Annotated in this window: 17 protein-coding genes; 4 read left to right on the top strand and 13 right to left on the bottom strand. The window is 60.3% G+C overall.

Annotated elements, in window-relative coordinates; genetic code table 11:
* Positions 1–15: 15 nt before the first annotated feature.
* Complete coding sequence (locus tag BM341_RS12960; protein ID WP_089796487.1) at positions 16–1,002, bottom strand: Bug family tripartite tricarboxylate transporter substrate binding protein; 987 nt, start codon at positions 1,000–1,002, stop codon at positions 16–18.
* A gap of 213 nt (positions 1,003–1,215) precedes the next feature.
* On the opposite strand from BM341_RS12960, the gene BM341_RS12955 reads away from it, so the two are divergent.
* Both BM341_RS12955 and BM341_RS12950 read left to right on the top strand, forming a co-directional pair.
* Complete coding sequence (locus BM341_RS12955) at positions 1,216–1,995, top strand: IclR family transcriptional regulator domain-containing protein (RefSeq protein ID WP_089796486.1); 780 nt, start codon at positions 1,216–1,218, stop codon at positions 1,993–1,995.
* Positions 1,996–2,104: 109 nt separating this feature from the next.
* The gene (locus BM341_RS12950) at positions 2,105–3,052 is read left to right on the top strand and encodes an AEC family transporter (protein WP_089796485.1); all 948 of its coding nucleotides are present in this window, start codon (positions 2,105–2,107) and stop codon (positions 3,050–3,052) included.
* Positions 3,053–3,055: 3 nt separating this feature from the next.
* Here the strand turns inward: BM341_RS12950 and BM341_RS12945 are convergent, their stop codons facing one another.
* From BM341_RS12945 to napE, 12 genes are all read right to left on the bottom strand, one after another.
* Entirely contained in the window at positions 3,056–4,327 is a 1,272-nt protein-coding gene (locus BM341_RS12945; protein ID WP_089796484.1) for a TRAP transporter large permease, read from the bottom strand.
* Positions 4,328–4,882 (bottom strand): TRAP transporter small permease, encoded by a 555-nt coding sequence (locus BM341_RS12940; RefSeq protein ID WP_089796483.1) that lies wholly within the window; start codon positions 4,880–4,882, stop codon positions 4,328–4,330.
* Positions 4,883–4,945: 63 nt separating this feature from the next.
* Positions 4,946–5,959, bottom strand: a complete 1,014-nt coding sequence (locus BM341_RS12935; protein ID WP_089796482.1) for a DctP family TRAP transporter solute-binding subunit — start codon at positions 5,957–5,959, stop codon at positions 4,946–4,948.
* A gap of 205 nt (positions 5,960–6,164) precedes the next feature.
* Positions 6,165–6,614, bottom strand: coding sequence for a type II 3-dehydroquinate dehydratase (gene aroQ / locus BM341_RS12930; RefSeq protein WP_089796481.1), 450 nt, complete (start codon positions 6,612–6,614; stop codon positions 6,165–6,167).
* Positions 6,611–7,477, bottom strand: a complete 867-nt coding sequence (locus tag BM341_RS12925; RefSeq protein ID WP_089796480.1) for a shikimate dehydrogenase family protein — start codon at positions 7,475–7,477, stop codon at positions 6,611–6,613. Before BM341_RS12925 ends, aroQ begins: the two co-directional genes overlap by 4 nt.
* Before the next feature lie 64 nt (positions 7,478–7,541).
* Complete coding sequence (locus BM341_RS12920; RefSeq protein ID WP_089796479.1) at positions 7,542–9,386, bottom strand: bifunctional sugar phosphate isomerase/epimerase/4-hydroxyphenylpyruvate dioxygenase family protein; 1,845 nt, start codon at positions 9,384–9,386, stop codon at positions 7,542–7,544.
* A gap of 68 nt (positions 9,387–9,454) precedes the next feature.
* A complete protein-coding gene (locus BM341_RS12915; RefSeq protein WP_175507866.1) occupies positions 9,455–10,057 on the bottom strand; it encodes a NapC/NirT family cytochrome c in 603 nt (200 codons plus the stop codon).
* A 10-nt stretch (positions 10,058–10,067) separates the two neighbouring features.
* On the bottom strand, positions 10,068–10,532 hold the full coding sequence (locus tag BM341_RS12910) for a nitrate reductase cytochrome c-type subunit (protein WP_245784270.1): 465 nt from the start codon (positions 10,530–10,532) through the stop codon (positions 10,068–10,070).
* A 12-nt stretch (positions 10,533–10,544) separates the two neighbouring features.
* Entirely contained in the window at positions 10,545–13,040 is a 2,496-nt protein-coding gene (gene napA / locus BM341_RS12905; protein WP_089796477.1) for a nitrate reductase catalytic subunit NapA, read from the bottom strand.
* A complete protein-coding gene (locus tag BM341_RS12900; protein WP_175507865.1) occupies positions 13,021–13,317 on the bottom strand; it encodes a chaperone NapD in 297 nt (98 codons plus the stop codon). Before BM341_RS12900 ends, napA begins: the two co-directional genes overlap by 20 nt.
* The gene (napF, locus tag BM341_RS12895; protein WP_089796556.1) at positions 13,314–13,835 is read right to left on the bottom strand and encodes a ferredoxin-type protein NapF; all 522 of its coding nucleotides are present in this window, start codon (positions 13,833–13,835) and stop codon (positions 13,314–13,316) included. Before napF ends, BM341_RS12900 begins: the two co-directional genes overlap by 4 nt.
* A 92-nt stretch (positions 13,836–13,927) precedes the next feature.
* Positions 13,928–14,131, bottom strand: a complete 204-nt coding sequence (napE, locus tag BM341_RS12890; protein ID WP_089796475.1) for a periplasmic nitrate reductase, NapE protein — start codon at positions 14,129–14,131, stop codon at positions 13,928–13,930.
* A 108-nt stretch (positions 14,132–14,239) separates the two neighbouring features.
* Here napE and BM341_RS12885 point away from each other — a divergent pair, with 108 nt between their 5' ends.
* Both BM341_RS12885 and BM341_RS12880 read left to right on the top strand, forming a co-directional pair.
* On the top strand, positions 14,240–14,740 hold the full coding sequence (locus BM341_RS12885; protein ID WP_175507864.1) for a DUF4142 domain-containing protein: 501 nt from the start codon (positions 14,240–14,242) through the stop codon (positions 14,738–14,740).
* Between the two features lie 530 nt (positions 14,741–15,270).
* Entirely contained in the window at positions 15,271–16,077 is an 807-nt protein-coding gene (locus BM341_RS12880) for an SDR family NAD(P)-dependent oxidoreductase (protein ID WP_089796473.1), read from the top strand.
* Positions 16,078–16,151 lie beyond the last annotated feature (74 nt).

The following is a 16,151-nucleotide window of genomic DNA, read 5'->3' as shown; positions in this document are numbered from 1 at the left end:
GGGAGACTACCTAGCTCACTGGCTGATGCCGGCCTGCTGGGCTACGTCTTCCCAACGCTCTACTTCGTCGGCGATGAATTGCTTGAACTCTTCACCAGAGACCTGGCCCGGCTCAGCGCCAAGCTGCTCGGCGAAATCCAGGAATTCTTCACGTTCCATGACCCTGGCCAGCGCATCCTGCATGACGCTTTGTGCTTCTTCGGGAAAGGATTTATGCGCCACCAGGCCGAACCATGCCGTGGTAACGAACTGGTCGAGGTTATACTCACCGATTTCGGAGAGGGTAGGCACATCGGGCAGGTACTCGGATCGCTCGGCAGAGGTAACGGCCAGGGCCCGCAAGTCACCCGAGCGGATATGCGAAAGAACAGTGGGCATATTCTCGAACGAGACATCCACATCACCACCCAAGAGTGCCGGAAGTGCCGCGCCGCTACCCGCAAAAGGGACTGCCGTCATGTTGGTATCGGTCAGTGTCTTGAACAACTCGCCGGACATGTGAATGGAACTACCCACGCCACTGTGGCTGAAGGTCATGTTCTCCTCTTTCGCCGCTTCGACGAATTCGATGACGCTCTCATAAGGACTGTCTGCGGGCACCACCATGACGTTGGGGATATCGATCATGTTTTGCAGGAAGACGAAATCTTCGACCGGATCGTAGCCCAGGTCAGGGTAGATAGCGGCACCGATGGTGTGTCCCGGTGATGCCATCAGGATGGTGTGGTCGACATCACGTCCACCACGGGCGAGACGACCAGTGCCCACGGTGGAACCCGCGCCCGGACGATTTTCCACCACCACGTTGGCATCGAGCTCTTGCTGGAGAAGATCGGCGACACGCCGTGACAATACATCCGTCGTGCCGCCCGGGGCATAAGGAACTACCAGGCGAATATCATCGGTCGGCCATTCCTGGGCAACGGCGCTGGAAACAGAAACTGTGAGGGCGAGAACACCGCCACAAACCGCTGAAAATGCTGCATTAATAATTTTATTCATAGAGGTGCCTCTTGTTTAGCGACTAGCCAGATATTTAGTTCGCTTATCGAACATGAATTCGCCATAAAAAAACCTACCTAGTGAAGGCGAGCGAATCAAACCCGACCTTAGTCGCACTCAGTAGCTGGGCTTGCAACCTAAAGTTCGCCATGCGAACATGGCAATCGCTCCGATACACCAAGTCTAGTCAATAATCGGCAAGAGTGATTCAACGTGGAAGATCACCCCATTTCGGCGGAAGATCGCGACTTCGTCACGGCGTTGGCCAGTGGTCTCGAGGTCATCCTGGCCTTCGACGAGGCCCACCCGAAGATGACGCTGAGCGAGGTGGCGGCACGCACCGGTATGAACCGTGCCCGGGCGCGACGCTTCCTGCTGACCCTGCATGCCTTGGGTTATGTCCGTAAGCAACAGCGCCACTTCGAGCTGGCCCCCAAGGTGCTGAACCTCGGCTATGCCTTCCTTTCCTCCAATAACTACCGCAGCGTGATTCAACAGCTGCTCGAGGACATCACTGCGGAGTGTGGCGAGTCGTCGTCGCTGGGTGTGCTCGACGGCGACGACGTCACCTATGTAGCGCGCTCTTCGTCTCGCCACCGGTTGATGGCGATCACCCTCTCGGTGGGTACCCGCCTGCCGGCGGCTCACACCTCAATGGGGCGGGTGCTGCTGGCCCAGTTGCCGGATACCGAACTCGACACCTTCCTGGCGCGGGTAGTCCTCGAGAAATATACCGACAAGACCATCACCGACAAGGCCGAGCTCAAGCGCTGCATCCTCAAGGCACGCCAGCAAGGTTATGCCATCGCCGATCAGGAGCTCGACTCCGGATTACGCTCGGTGGCCGTACCGGCCTTTGATGCCAACGGCAGGCTGCTGGGTGCCATCAACATCAGTACCAACGCCGCCCGGATCGACTTCGACACCTTGATCCGCCAGTACCTGCCGCTGCTGCAAGAAAAGGCGCGACAAATCCGCGCTCATGTCAGCTGACGGGTGCAGTTTCTAAAACACCAGTCTCTCGGCTTCCGCTATCTCTCCAACACCGGTGCCAGCGACATCGGCCTGCGCTACGCGCCCGGACATGGGTAAGGAGACCCACATGCTTGAGATACTTGCCATCACCACGCCGATCTTCCTGCTGATCGGCGCCGGCTACCTGGCTATGGGTATCCGCCTGTTGAATCGAGAGCAGATACAGGGCGTGGCCACCTTCGTGCTCTACTTCGCCTTGCCGGCCCTGGTGATCCGGGCCCTGACCGAAAACCCCCTCGAGGAAGTCTTCCAGCCCCACTACCTGCTGGCCTATGGGTTGGGCTCGGTGGCGGTGTTCGCCTTCGCCCTGCTGCTGACACTGGCTCTGCAGGGCAAGTCGCTCAGCGAGGCGGCCATCCACGCCCTGGGCATGGCCGCTTCCAACAGCGGCTTCATCGGCTATCCAGTAGCCGCCATGGTGCTCGGGGCCTCGCCGGCGGCGGTCCTGCTGGCGTTGAACATGGTGATCGAGAACCTATTGATCATCCCCGCGGCGCTTATCCTCGCCGAGGCAGGTCGCCAGAGCGGCGCCGGCATCGCCACGGTAGCCCGCAAGACTTTCTTCAGGCTGGTCCGCAATCCCATCCTGGTCGGCCTGATGGTGGGCTTGTTGCTGGCCGTGACCGGAATCGCCTTGCCGAGCCCTTTGGCCAAGGCCATCGACATGCTGGCCAATGCCGCCGGGCCGGCGGCGCTGTTCGTGATCGGTGGCACGCTGTTTGGGCTCCAGGTGCGCGGCATGCTGAACGACGTCAGCCAGATCGTGATAGGTAAGCTGATCCTGCATCCCCTGGCGGTGCTCGTGTTCTTCTTGTTGATGCCAGCGATGGATCCGGTATGGGTTACAGGCGCCGTGTTGTTCGCCTGCGCTCCGATGATCAGCATTTATCCGCTACTTGGCCACCGCTATGGCCTGGCCGGGGTCAGCGCCGCCACCCTGATGATCGGCACCCTAGGCTCCTTCGCCACCCTGAGCCTGGCTATCTGGCTGATGAAAAGTTACGGCCTGCTGTAAGGATCAATAGCCCAGTAACCTTGGCAGGCCTGTCACCGTGGCCGGCACAAAGGTAATGATCAACAACACCAGCAGCTCCACCAGGAACAGCGGCAGGATTCGCCGCGACAGCCGCGCCAACCCCACATTGGCGACCGAGTCTGCAACAAACAGACAGAGCCCCATGGGCGGAGTGATCAATCCGACCATCAGATTGAAGATGACAATGATGCCGAAGTGCACCGGATCCACCCCCATGCCCACCGCGATGGGGTGCAGGATGGGCACCAGCACCAGCATGGCGGCAATCCCCTCCAGGAAGAGCCCCGCGACCAGGAACAGTACGATTACTGCCAAGAGGAAGGTCCATTCCGATGCAATATAGGCCAACGTCAGGTCGGTGAGCATGTTGGGCACGCGGTTGAAGGTGAGCAGCCAGTTGGCCGCAGCCACTGCAGAAATAATGATCATGATCACGGCCGTGTCGACCATGGTGCGCGTGAAGATGCTCGGCAGATCGCGGAGATGGATCTTGCGGAAAATCACCATGCCCACGAACAGCGCATAAGCCACGGCAAAGGCCGCCGCCTCGGTAGGGGTGACAATGCCCAACAGGATGGAGCCGACCACGAATACCGGCATGAATAACGGGATAACCCCTTCAAGCAGGATCTTGCGCTTTTCTCGGGTAGGCAGTGCCGTCGGCTGTTTCTGGTACTTTCCCGCGAAGATCATTACATAACCTGACAGGAAGATGGCCAGCAGGAGGCCCGGCACGATACCCGCCAGAAATAGCGCCGGCACCGAGACGCCGCTGACGATCAGCGCATAGATGATCACCGGAATACTAGGAGGAATGATCGGGCCGATCACCGACGAGGCCGCAGTGAGCGCTGCTGCAAAATCACGGGGATAACCCTCCTTCTCCATCTCGGGGATGAACACCCGCCCCAGCGCCGAGGTGTCGGCCACCGCCGAACCGGAAAGCCCGGCGAAGATCACCGAGGCCCAGATATTCACGTGAGCCAGTCCGCCCCTGAGCCTTCCGACCAGGATCTTGGAGAAGGCGATGATTCGTACCGTGATGCCGCTCTCGTTCATCAGCTCCCCGGCCAGGATGAACAGGGGTATTGCCAACAGGGCAAAGGAGTTGATTCCGGAGAACATCTGGGTGGCCACAGCGGCGAGCTGGTAGGGGAGTTCACCCACGGCCATGAAGTAGAGCAGGGCCGCCACGATGGCGAAGGCGACCGGTACGCCGATGGCCAGGCTAACCAGCAGGATGAGATAGACCATTCACGGCACCTCGCCTGTCGTCGCACGCAGGGCCCCAAGCCGCTCGATGAACTTGAGTGCCGCGGCCACGGCAAGCATGCCTCCGCCCAGGACAATGGCGAACTGGTAGGGTGCCATGGTGCCGAACACGTTGAAGACCTCTAGCCCTGTCGCTTCTTGCAGGCTACGAATAGTGCTGTTGAGCCCCGAGATTCTCATGCCACCGCGGCTGGACATGAACAAGTAGCCCGACCAGGCCAGTACCGCCCCGATCAGGACCACGGCCAGGTCAACGAGCAAAAACAGGGCCTCGCGGAGGCGTATCGACAGGAAGTCCACGATCACCCCCAGGCGCACGTGGCGATCCTGCAGATAGGCCAACGCCATGCCGAACATGACCCCGTAGATTCCCAGGAAGACCGGCACCTGGTCGCCCCAGGCCAGTGAACTGCCGAGGGTGTAGCGTCCCACGGCGTTGAGAAAGATGATCAGGAAGATCATGGCCATACAAAGGCCGGCGCCACCAGCAAAGACCCTCGCCGCCAGCCGCTGAAATGATTGGAAGATAGCTGCCATGTATCTCGAGCCTCCAGGGAGAGGGCTACGCCGTGCCGTCTGGCGGCACGGCGTAGCCAGCGATCACTCGGTGGCTTCAGCCACGGCGTCCTGCAGACGCTGGATCCACTCGGCTTCATCACCCAGATCGGCTTCCAGCCAGTCGATGACCGGCGGCTGGGCCTGCTCGCGGAACTGCGCGAGCTCGTCGGGGGTCGGGCTGTAGACCTGCATGCCCTCCTCCTGCACGGCCTTGAGCCCTTGGGCGGTAGTAAACTGCTGGATGGAGCGGCCCATCATGCCGGCCAGCACTCCGGCGCGCTCGATCACCTCGCGATCGGCCTCGGAGAGGCTGCTGAAGTAGGCATCATTGATCACCAGGAAGTCGGCGGCGTAGATATGGCCATCGAGCGTCAGGTAGTCCTGCAGTTCATGTAAATTATTGTTGTAGATAGTCCCGACCGGGTTCTCCTGACCATCCACCACGCCGGTCGACAGGGCGGTCGGCAGCTCCGACCAGGCAATCGGCGTAGGCTCGGCGCCGAGCCCCTCGACCATCTCCACGTAGAGCGGGATATCCTGAACCCGGAGCTTGAGCCCACTCATGTCCTCAGGGGTACGGATCTCGCGCTCGCTGTTGGTGAAGTGACGTACCCCGGTCTCGCCATAGCCCAGCGTGCGCAGCCCGGTCTGATCGAGGCAGTGCTCAGCCAGGGCGTCACCGAAATCGCCGTCGAGTACCCGCCAGGCCACTAGTGGCGTCTCGAACATATAGGGAATATCCAACACCCCCGCGGCAGGGCAGATTTGCGACATGGCCCCGGAGACCATCACCACCTGGGTGGTACCGTCCATTGCCTGCTGGATCAACTCGTTTTCGTCGCCCAGCGAGGCCGCGGGGTAGATGTCCACGCTGTGCTCGGTTTCGCTCTCGACAACGCTCTTGAACATGTGCGCGGCTGCGCCCTTCTTGGAGCTCTGCCAGTCATCGGGGTCGACATGGGCGAAGCGGATGGTATCGGCCTGGGCCAGGGTGCTTGTGACAAGGACCAGGGCACCGAGCGTAGCCGGTATGCCAGCGTCTAATGGCTTGAACATTGGGAGTCCTCCGCAGTGGTTATTATTTGTGCATCGCTTGGGCAAGACACAGCTGTCATCGGTCGCGGCAACTGCACCTGTCTTTAGGGTACGCCGAACCCGCCATGAGGAGCCAGGCAGCGTTGCAGGCGCGATCTCGGGGCACAAGACCCGCCGTAATACGGCGGGTCGAAGTGGACGATGGAAAGCGGCAGCCTGGGCCGGCTCAGGCCTTGTCGGCGTTCTTGATCGCGGCGTCCAGAGCGGCGTGATAGCCCTGGGTGCCGAGACCGGCAATCACGCCATTGGCGCGCAGCGAGACATAGGAATGGTGACGAAAGCTCTCGCGCTGATGCACATTGGAGATGTGCACCTCATAGACAATGCCTTCGAAGGCGTTAAGGGCATCAAGGATCGCCACGGAGGTGTGGGTATAGGCCGCCGGGTTGATGATAATCGCCAGGGTGCCGTCGAGTCGGGCCGCATGAATGGCATCGATCAGCTCGCCTTCATGGTTGCTCTGAAGACTGTTCAGCTCCCAGCCATCCATGACTGCCTTCTCGCGCAAGGCGTTATTGACATCATCCAGTGTCTCGTAGCCGTATATCTCCGGCTGGCGGGTGCCCAGCAGGTTGAGATTGGGGCCATGCAGCACCAGTACCTTGCGCTGGCTCATCCATCGGTCTCCTTCAACAGTTCACGGCGATAGTGGGCAAAAAGGGACACGGCCTGCTCCTCGACGGCCGCGCGCTCCTCGGCATCTTCACAGAACAGCTTGAAGGCGTCGATGCCCTGAAAGACAAAGAGGCTGACGCCACTCACTACATCCGCACCAACCGCCTTGGCGGCGGCGACAAACTCGGTAACCGGCGGCACGTACACCGCATCGAAGATCCAGTGATGTGAACCGATCAAATCCTTGGGAAGCGGACAGCCAGGACTCTTCTCGTGACCAATGGGCGTGCAATTGACCAGGCCATTGCAGTTCGGCATCGTCTCGGCGATCTGCTCTTTCGAGATGCATGATGCGTTGTACCCTTGATTCCTGAGCTCTTTGGCAAGCTGACGGGACTTGGCTTCGTCGAGGTCCATCAACACCACTTCTTCGGCGCCCAGCTTGCCCAGGCCGAAGGCTACCGCCTTGCCCACGCCACCGGTACCGATCAGCAATACCTTGCCTGGCTTTCGCTCCCCTAGCGTGGCCCGATAGCCGCTGATAAAGCCGGTAAAGTCGGTGTTCTCGGCGATGATGTCGTCGCTCTCGAAAACCAGGGTATTGGCAGCGCCGACCATGCGTGCCCCTTCCGTGGGTTTGGTGGCCAGTCTCACGGCCTCTTCCTTCCAGGGAAAGGTGACGTTGACACCACGGTAGCCGTCGGCGATCACCTTTCTCACCTGACTTTCCAGCGATACGATGGGCTGCTCATTAGCATCGAAGAGCTCGTAGGTGGCAGGGATACCGGTCAACTGGCCGAGCCGCACATGCAAGTCCGGCGAGCTGGAATTCATGATTGCCTTGCCGATCAGGCCGAGTTTCATGTCATCTCTCCGCTTCGGGAACAGACTACGACATGCTCCCGAATCAGTATCGTGCCTGCGTCATTCAACGCTGTGCCGCCTGTGCCGCCAGGCGAATACCGGTGTTGGCGGCACCAAATTGACGATAATTGCCGCGACGCTCGAGAATCTCGAAGAAGAAGCGCCCCGAGAAGGTTTCGGTGTAAGCGTGGAAGAATTCCCCACTCTCATTGCAATCATAAAGAATATTGCGCGTGCGCATCGCCTCCAAGAATGCTTCATCAAGGCCGAAGCGTGCTTCCAGATCATCGTAGTAGTTTTGAGGAATCTTCAGCAGTGACATACCTCGCGCCTGTAGCTCGTCGACCGTGGCAAAGATGTCGTGGCTGGCAAAGGCGATCTGCTGTACACCACCGCGGAATTCGCTGAGGAAGCGGCCAGATAGCGTGCCCTCCGATTGCGAGATGGTCAAGGGCAGGCGAATCGAACCATCGGGACTGTTGACGGCCTGGCTGATCATCATGCCACGGGGGTCTACGGTTTCATGCTCCGCCTCGGCATCGAAGCCAAATACGGTTCGATGAAACAATTGCCAACTCAGCAGTTGAGTGGCCGGCAACACGTATGAGAGATGGTCAACTCGGGTCAATCCCGCTTCGTCACGACTCGCCTGGTCAAAGAGCTCGAAATCGGTACGCCACTGACGGTCGGCCGCGGCCGCGTCGTCCACCAGATAGACCAAGCTGCCTTCGATGCCCCGCAATGCCGGGATTTCCATTTCGCCCTCCTCCACATGGCTTCGCAAGGTCGACGCCTTGAAGGCTCGAGCGCGCGCCAGTAACTGCTCAACGTCATCGACACGGAAACCCACGGCACAGACTGAGGTGCCATGCAGCAGCCTGAAGGTATGCGCGAAGCTGTCGGTCTCGAAGTTAAGCACCAGGTGAATATCGCCCTGTTTCCATAGCTCGACATTCTTTGAACGGTGGCGCCCGACGTGACGAAACCCCAGGGCACTGATGAACTCGCCCAGCGGAGCGGCACTCCCCTCATCGAGAGTGAACTCAATGAAATGAATGCCATTGTAATTTGGTGCCGGCGGGATATGACTGGCCCAGGGGCTTTCCTCTATCAGGTTCTCGAGCAGTATCAGTGAACGCAGGCCATCCAGGGCGGTGATCTCGGTTGGCGCCGCACGGAAGGCATCGCTGAAGATCTCCAGCGACAAGGGACCGTCGTAGCCGGTCTTTGCCAATGCCCGCATAAAGTTATCGAGCGGCAGACGCCCCTGGCCGGGGAAGCAGCGGAAGTGGCGGCTCCATTGCAAGACGTCCATGTTCAGCAAGGGCGCATCGGCGACCTGGACGAAGAAGAGCTTCTCCCGGGGAATCTTGCCGATGGTAGACAGCTCATGGCCACGGGAAAGAATGTGGAAGCTGTCCAGCACCACACCGAGCGAGGGATGATCGGCACGCCTCACCACCTCCCAGGCATCCCGATAGTCGGAAATATGCCGCCCCCACGCCAGTGCCTCGAAGCCAACGCGGATGCCCCGAGCTGCAGCCCGCTCGGCCAGCTCATGCAGATCGGCAGCGGCCTGGTCCAGGTCGTCGATGACCTGGGGTGAGACATTGCTGCATACCAGCAGGAAATCGGTGCCGAGTTGCTCCATCAGGTCGAACTTGCGCTCGGCGCGTTTCAGGTTGCGGCTACGCTGCGGTTCGGGCATGGCCTCGAAGTCACGGAAGGGCTGAAAGGCCACAATCCGCAGCTTTAACCGCTCACATAGTTCGCGCACTTCCTCCGGTGAGCCATCGAAGGAAAGCAGGTCATTCTCGAAGATTTCGACGCCATCGAAGCCCGCACGGGCGATGGCCTCAAGCTTGGTTCTCAGATCGCCGCTCAGGCAGACGGTGGCAATGGCGCGCATCTCATCCTCCGGGAGGGTACAGCTCAAGCCACGCAGGACTGGGGGTTGACTAAGCTCCCATCACTCCCTCATTCCCAGCCCTCGACCCCTGCCATGTCCGGAAGCTCATGGGCAATGCCCTTGTGGCAGGTGATACAAGTATCCTCGCCCTCGATCAGGCCCCGCCGGTGTGCCTCGGCGGCCCGCGAACTCTGCCGGGTAAAGTCCATGGCACCCTCGTCATGACAGTTGCGGCACTCCAGCGAGTCGTTAGCCTCGAAGCGGCGCCACTCGCGGGATGCCATCTCCAGGCGATGGTCGAGAAACTTCTCGCGGGTATTGATCGTCCCGAAGATCTTGCCCCACACCTCCTTCGACGCCTGCATCTTGCGGGCCATCTTGTCAGTCCAGTCGTGCGGCACGTGACAGTCCGAACAGACCGCCCTCACCCCCGAGCGATTGGTGAAGTGGATCGTTGGCTGGATTTCCTCGTAGACGTTGGCCCGCATCTCGTGGCAGCTGATGCAGAACTGCTCGGTGTTGGTCGCCTCCATGGCAGTGTTGAACCCGCCCCAGAACAACACCCCGCCAATGAAGCCCCCCACGGTAAGAAACCCCAGGCTGAAATAGCCGCTGGGGGTATTGAAGATTCGCCAGAATGTGGACAGCAAATGCTTGATGCGTTTTATCATTCAGCGGCCCTCACTCTTGCGTCTCGCGCCGCTGACGAAGAAGCTCGACAACGTCCACGAAGGTGTTTTCGACCGCCAGCGGCGAATCGGTCTGCGGCACATGGCACTGGTTGCAGAAGTAGCGCCGTGGTGAGAGCTCGGCAAGAAAGTTGCCTTCACGGTCCATGTAGTGGGTCACGCTGATCATCGGCGCCTGCGAAGTGCCGACCCGCTGTCGGCTGTGGCAACTCATGCAACGGTTGGCGTTGAGATCGACCTGGTAGTTGTCGATCTTGTGCGGGATGGTCGGCGGCTGCATCGGGTAGGCCCGAGGCCGTCGCAGGTCATTGTTCTCGACCTCGTAAAGCGGCTCGGGAGTGCGCTCCTCGAGTAGTGGCACGTTGCCGCGCAGGGCATCATGATCGCCCTCTTGTTGTTGGGCGAGCGCCCCCAGGCTGATCCCCAGAATAGCGATGGTGGTCACGATCATTCGCATTGTTCTTCTCCCCTAGACCGGTTCGATCCGGCAGGCACACTTCTTGAAGTCCGTCTGCTTGGAGATAGGATCGGTGGCATCCAGCGTCACCTTGTTGATCAGCTGGCTGGCATCAAACCAGGGCACGAACACCAGCCCACGTGGCATGCGGTTGCGGCCCCGCGTTTCGACGCGGCTGTTCATCTCCCCGCGAGGGCTGATGATGCGTACCTCGCTGCCGCGCCTCACGCCCAGCTCGCTCGCATCCTGCGGATGGAGATAGACCACCGCTTGAGGAAAGGCGCGGTGCAGTTCGGGCACTCGCCGGGTCATGGAGCCGGAGTGCCAGTGCTCGAGTACCCGGCCGGTCACCAGCCATAGCGGGAAGTCCTCAGAGGGCGATTCGGCCGGCGGCTCGTAAGGCACGGCAAAGATCACGGCCTTGCCGTCGGGGTGGCCATAGAACTGAATGCTGCGGCCCTCCTCCACATAGGGGTCGTACTCGCCGTTGTAACGCCACAGGGTCTCTTCACCATCCACCACCGGCCAGCGCAGACCCCGAACCTCATGGTAGGTATCGAACGGGGCAAGATCGTGAGCCTTGCCGCGGCCGAAGGCGGCGTACTCCTCGAACAGACCCTTCTGGACATAGAAGCCGAAATGCTGGGCCTCGTCGTTGGCGTACTCCTCGTCGAGCTCGTCGAGGCCGAAGGCGTCGACGATGCCATTGCGGTACAGCACGTCGAACAGGCTCTTGCCCTTGAAGTCGGGGTTGGCGTCGAGCATGTCCGCGGGCCAGACCTCATCGGTCGTGAAGCGTTTGGAGAACTCCATGAGCTGCCATAGATCAGAGCGGGATTCACCCGGTGCATCGACCAACTGATGCCAGAACTGAGTGCGCCGTTCGGCATTGCCATAGGCGCCCTCTTTCTCGACCCACATCGCCGTGGGCAGGATCAGGTCGGCAAGCTCCGTGGTGACCGTGGGATAGGCGTCCGACACCACGATGAAATTGTCCGGGTTGCGGTAGCCGGGGTAGGTCTCCTCGACCAGGTTGGCCGCCGCCTGAACGTTGTTGTTGCACTGGACCCAGTAAGCGTTGATCTCGCCATCCTTGAGCATGCGGTTCTGCAGCACGGCATGCGCGCCCGGCTCGGCGCGAATCAGCCCGGGTGGCACTCGCCAGGTCTTCTCGGCGAACTCCCGGTGCCCGGGGTTCATCACCACCATGTCAGCCGGCAACCGGTGCGCGAAGGTGCCCACCTCGCGTGCGGTACCGCAGGCGGAAGGTTGACCGGTCAGCGAGAAGGGGCTGTTGCCCGGGGTGGAGATCTTGCCGGTCAGCAGGTGGATGTTGTAGATCATGTTGTTCGCCCAGACCCCGCGGGTGTGCTGGTTGAACCCCATGGTCCAGAACGACATGACCCGGGTATCGGGATCGGCGTAGAGCTCCGCCAGCTCGTCTAGCCGACGCTTGGGCACACCCGAAAGCTCGGTGACGGTGTCGGCATCGTACTGCTGCAGAAATTCGCGGTAGCGTTCGAAGTCGATGTCATTGGCCCCGCCGGGGTCGGCGGCGTTATCCGCCATCAGCTCCAGGCGGTGCTCCGGGCGCAGGCCGTAGCCGATGAGGGTATTGCCTTCCTTGAAGCGAACATGCTCGTTGACGAAGTCCCAGTCGACCCGGTCGTTCTCGATGATGTAGCGGGCGATATAGTTGAGCACCGCCAGGTCGGCCTGGGGCGTGAAGATGATCGGCATGTCGGCGAGCTCGAACGAACGATGCTCGAAGGTGGAAAGCACCGCGACTCTCACGTGCGGGGCAGAGAGGCGGCGATCTGTCACCCGCGTCCAGAGGATGGGGTGCATCTCCGCCATGTTCGAGCCCCACAGCACGAAGGCGTCGGCGGCCTCGATGTCGTCGTAGCAGCCCATCGGCTCGTCGATGCCGAAGGTGCGAATGAAGCCGGCCACCGCCGACGCCATGCAGTGGCGCGCATTGGGGTCAATATGGTTGGAGCGAAAGCCGGCCTTCATCAGCTTGTTGGCCGCGTAACCTTCCCATATTGTCCACTGGCCGGAGCCGAACATGCCGACCGCCTCGGAGCCCTTGTCGCGAATCGTCGCCTTGAACTTGTCGGCCATGACGTCGAAGGCCTCGTCCCAGCTTACCGGCGTAAACGCACCATTCTTGTCGTACTCGCCGTTGGTCTTGCGCAACAGCGGCTGGGTCAAGCGGTCCTGGCCGTACATGATCTTGGACAGGAAGTAGCCCTTGATGCAGTTGACGCCTCGATTGACCGGCGAGTTGATATCGGCATGCGTGGCCACCACCTGATTGTCCCTTGTCGCCACATTGACGCCGCAGCCCACGCCGCAGAAACGGCACGGTGCCTTTGACCACTTCAGCTGGGTCTGCGCGGAATCGGTAACGATGTTCTGCGCCTGGCCAGTCGCGCTGATCCCCGCGGCTGCGGTAGCCGTCGTCGCTGCCGAAGCCTTGATGAAGTCACGTCGCGTCAGCGTCATAGCTCATCTCCTCCATCTCCCTGTCCAGTTCATCGGCGCTCTCCACATGGTGATAGACCAGGCTCACCGAAAGCACCCCCTTCTCCTGCTGTAGCCAGTCGATGAACTCGACGATCTCTTGTTGTCCCGGCGTTTCGAGCACCAACACCATCTTGCCGCGTGGGTCCGTGGCGTGAACCTCGACTCCCGAGTGGGCCTGGCAATGATGTCTGATGTCGGCGATTCGCTCAGGCTGAAGCTGCACGACAAGACTCGAGATATGCACTTGTGCGTTCATGTCCCTTCCCGAAGCCTCGTTGAATGCTGAGTACTCGGCAGGCCTACCGTTACCGCCTGGGTGGGGCATACCGACACGCAGGCCCCACATCCGCTACACGCCTCGGTATCGACCGCCGGCTCCGGCACACGCTGGGCATTAAACGAGAAATGGATCGCCCCCTCTTCACAGCTCTCCCCACAGCTTCTGCAATAGACGCCCTGTGGGCCCAGGCACGCGGGGCCGATTTCTGCGACGTGGCGCCAGGGAGCTGTTCGCTCCGGGTCATGAAAGACAGGTTCAGCGCACACCTCGACGCAGGCCTGGCAGAACGTGCATTCACCAAGCTGGAAGTCGACCCGTGGAAAACCGGCCTTGTCAGGCACGATAATGTTGGTCTCGCAGGCCTGGATACAATCGCCGCACTGGCTGCAGTTCGCCATCAGATCCGGCTCGTTACGGGTCCAGGGCGGTCGTAGTGAGGGCGTATATTCGAGGCGGCCTCTCAGCAAGGCCCGCCGCGATGGGTCCACTCCCATTTCGTTTCTCCACGGTCACAATGTTTCGTTCTTGTTTCGTCAATTCGCTTTTCTCGACAAGCTCCATTCCTGACGCCCGCCAACCTCCCCCACTAGCTGGGCGGCCCAGGAGGCCCAGTGAATATCTGGAAGATCCAGACGGCAAAGCCATAGCCAGAGACGATAAGTACGGCGAGGATCGGAAACAGGATGCCCGCGAGAAACAGAAAGACCAGCAGTTCATGCTTCTTCTGCTGCTTTTCCTCGGGCGTTTCCGGTTTGCGTCGCCTGCTGCGCTTGTCGATTGCTCTCTGCATAAATCGGGCACCGAAACGTGACGTCTTGTACTACCGTAGGAAGCAACAAGGCATTGCGCAACCGAACGAACGACGGGGCGGACCATGGACAGGAACCGGGAGGAAGGAATGAAAGGAAAAATTGCACCAGGCTGGCTATTCGCCACGGCCGTGATGATCGCTCTACTCGCCCTGCCGACACAGGCAGATTACGACCAGGCAGAAGTGCACGCCACCCTGCGCACCCTGCACCAACACCAGGCCGAGCTGTCGGCGCTGGCCGAGGAGCGTGCGACGCACGACGAGGTCATCCAACTGGCCAAAACCCTGCGTCGGGATCATTCCCTGCTCGACGACTGGTTGGCAGAGGCGGCAAATGGCAACGCGCGGGCCAGCGTCGAGGCAGCCCCGCATGACCGCGAGGCCTACGAGGCGCTGCAGGAAGAGCAAGGCGAGGCATTCGATGCCGCTTACCTGGCGTACCAGGAACGTCTGTTGAGAGATGCGATTGCCTATCTTGATCGCCAGCACTCCGATGACGTCGAGGAACAGAGCGAATTTGCCAATCACCTGCGAGTTACCCACGAGTCGCTGCGCACGAACCTCGCACTGGTCGAATCACTACGCTAGCCCATACGAGGCCCCGAGCCGCAGGCTCGGCACGGCGAAGGATCGCTACCGACCAACCATGCACCAGGTCGAGCAGCTCGCCCTCGTGATTGCTCCGTCGGCAAGCGGTCCCCTATCCCGCGCTCGACATCCTTCTTTGTAGATGTCAGGCCCCGCGTATTGATTACCCGTCTGGTAAATAGGGCTGTCCTTGGCAACCTGCCGAACCCTCGCAGCACGCACGCCAATCGTTCACGCGTCGCGTGACGGCACCATGGCTTGGGGTGGAGCGAGGTGGGTTACCCGTCAGGCCTGACTAAAACATCCAATCTGGTCAAAACGTTCAGCGAGCCAACTGTCCCTTCCCGTTCGACATGCAGACAATGGCGCTTAACAAGGAAAGGCGATCCGCCAAGACTTGATCGGCTCGATGCCTCCTTGCGGTAAACGCTTCATGTCGAAAGGCACGCAATTCATGGACCTTGATGTAACGCCATTCTCATAGCGCATCCATGCCATGACCCAACCTAACAAGACTCCGAGGTGACACGATGGACAAGTCTCGACTTTCAGGAAAGAACTGCTTGATTACCGGTGCGGCTCGCGGCATGGGTGCAGCCGTCGCCGAGCACTATGCCGAGCAGGGTGCCAATGTCTGCGTGGCCGATTTAAACATCGAGGGATGCGAGGAAGTCGTCAAGCGCATCAACGGCAAGGATGGTGGCAAGGCCATCGCCGTCAAGCTGAACGTCACCGAGCGCGACCAGATGAAAGCCGCAGTGAAGTCCACCGTCGAGGCTTTCGGCAGTCTCAACGTCATGGTCAACAACGCCGGTATCAACAAGCCACTGATGTTCCTCGATATCACCGAGGAGAACTGGCACCAGATCATGGATGTCAATGCCCTGGGTTGCCTGCTGGGCATGCAGGAAGCTGCCAAGCAAATGATCGAGCAAGGCAAGGAGAACGGTCCCTATAAAATCCTCAATGTGGGCTCCATCCTGTCGCGCCAGGCCTTCGATGATGTCGTGCCCTACTCCTGCAGCAAGCACGCCGTACTCGCCATGATCAATGGCGGCGCCAAGGCGCTGGTGGATCACAACATCACCGTCAACGGCTACGGCCCTGGTGTCGTGCGCACTGAGCTGTGGGAGCAACTGGACAAGGATCTTGTCAGCATTGGCAAGTTCGACAAGCAGGGTCAATCCATGGACCAACTGGCCGAAAAGATGATTCTGATGAAGCGCTACTCCTACCCGGAAGACGTCGTTGGAACGGCCTCGTTCCTGGCCAGCCAGGAATCCGACTACATGACCGGACAGTTGCTGATGATTGATGGCGGCATGATCATGCAGTGAGATCCCGCGGGTAACAATGCTGTGATGATTTCGCCGCCCTGCCCCATCCGGTATTCCGGATAGCGTATGGCGGC

The organism is Halomonas korlensis (assembly GCF_900116705.1).
GTDB lineage: Bacteria > Pseudomonadota > Gammaproteobacteria > Pseudomonadales > Halomonadaceae > Halomonas > Halomonas korlensis.
This window is presented reverse-complemented; position numbering and strand designations above follow the sequence as displayed.

Bases quoted from the DNA above. Each gene is read 5' to 3' on its own strand.
- napF (WP_089796556.1), bottom strand. From the start codon at position 13,835: ATGGGAGTGGACCCATCGCGGCGGGCCTTGCTGAGAGGCCGCCTCGAA.
- BM341_RS12915 (WP_175507866.1), bottom strand. From the start codon at position 10,057: ATGATAAAACGCATCAAGCATTTGCTGTCCACATTCTGGCGAATCTTC.
- BM341_RS12885 (WP_175507864.1), top strand. From the start codon at position 14,240: ATGAAAGGAAAAATTGCACCAGGCTGGCTATTCGCCACGGCCGTGATG.
- BM341_RS12925 (WP_089796480.1), bottom strand. From the start codon at position 7,477: ATGAAACTCGGCCTGATCGGCAAGGCAATCATGAATTCCAGCTCGCCG.
- BM341_RS12920 (WP_089796479.1), bottom strand. From the start codon at position 9,386: ATGCGCGCCATTGCCACCGTCTGCCTGAGCGGCGATCTGAGAACCAAG.
- BM341_RS12940 (WP_089796483.1), bottom strand. From the start codon at position 4,882: ATGGCAGCTATCTTCCAATCATTTCAGCGGCTGGCGGCGAGGGTCTTT.
- napA (WP_089796477.1), bottom strand. From the start codon at position 13,040: ATGACGCTGACGCGACGTGACTTCATCAAGGCTTCGGCAGCGACGACG.
- BM341_RS12900 (WP_175507865.1), bottom strand. From the start codon at position 13,317: ATGAACGCACAAGTGCATATCTCGAGTCTTGTCGTGCAGCTTCAGCCT.
- BM341_RS12935 (WP_089796482.1), bottom strand. From the start codon at position 5,959: ATGTTCAAGCCATTAGACGCTGGCATACCGGCTACGCTCGGTGCCCTG.
- BM341_RS12960 (WP_089796487.1), bottom strand. From the start codon at position 1,002: ATGAATAAAATTATTAATGCAGCATTTTCAGCGGTTTGTGGCGGTGTT.
- BM341_RS12950 (WP_089796485.1), top strand. From the start codon at position 2,105: ATGCTTGAGATACTTGCCATCACCACGCCGATCTTCCTGCTGATCGGC.
- aroQ (WP_089796481.1), bottom strand. From the start codon at position 6,614: ATGAGCCAGCGCAAGGTACTGGTGCTGCATGGCCCCAATCTCAACCTG.
- napE (WP_089796475.1), bottom strand. From the start codon at position 14,131: ATGCAGAGAGCAATCGACAAGCGCAGCAGGCGACGCAAACCGGAAACG.
- BM341_RS12880 (WP_089796473.1), top strand. From the start codon at position 15,271: ATGGACAAGTCTCGACTTTCAGGAAAGAACTGCTTGATTACCGGTGCG.
- BM341_RS12945 (WP_089796484.1), bottom strand. From the start codon at position 4,327: ATGGTCTATCTCATCCTGCTGGTTAGCCTGGCCATCGGCGTACCGGTC.
- BM341_RS12910 (WP_245784270.1), bottom strand. From the start codon at position 10,532: ATGCGAATGATCGTGACCACCATCGCTATTCTGGGGATCAGCCTGGGG.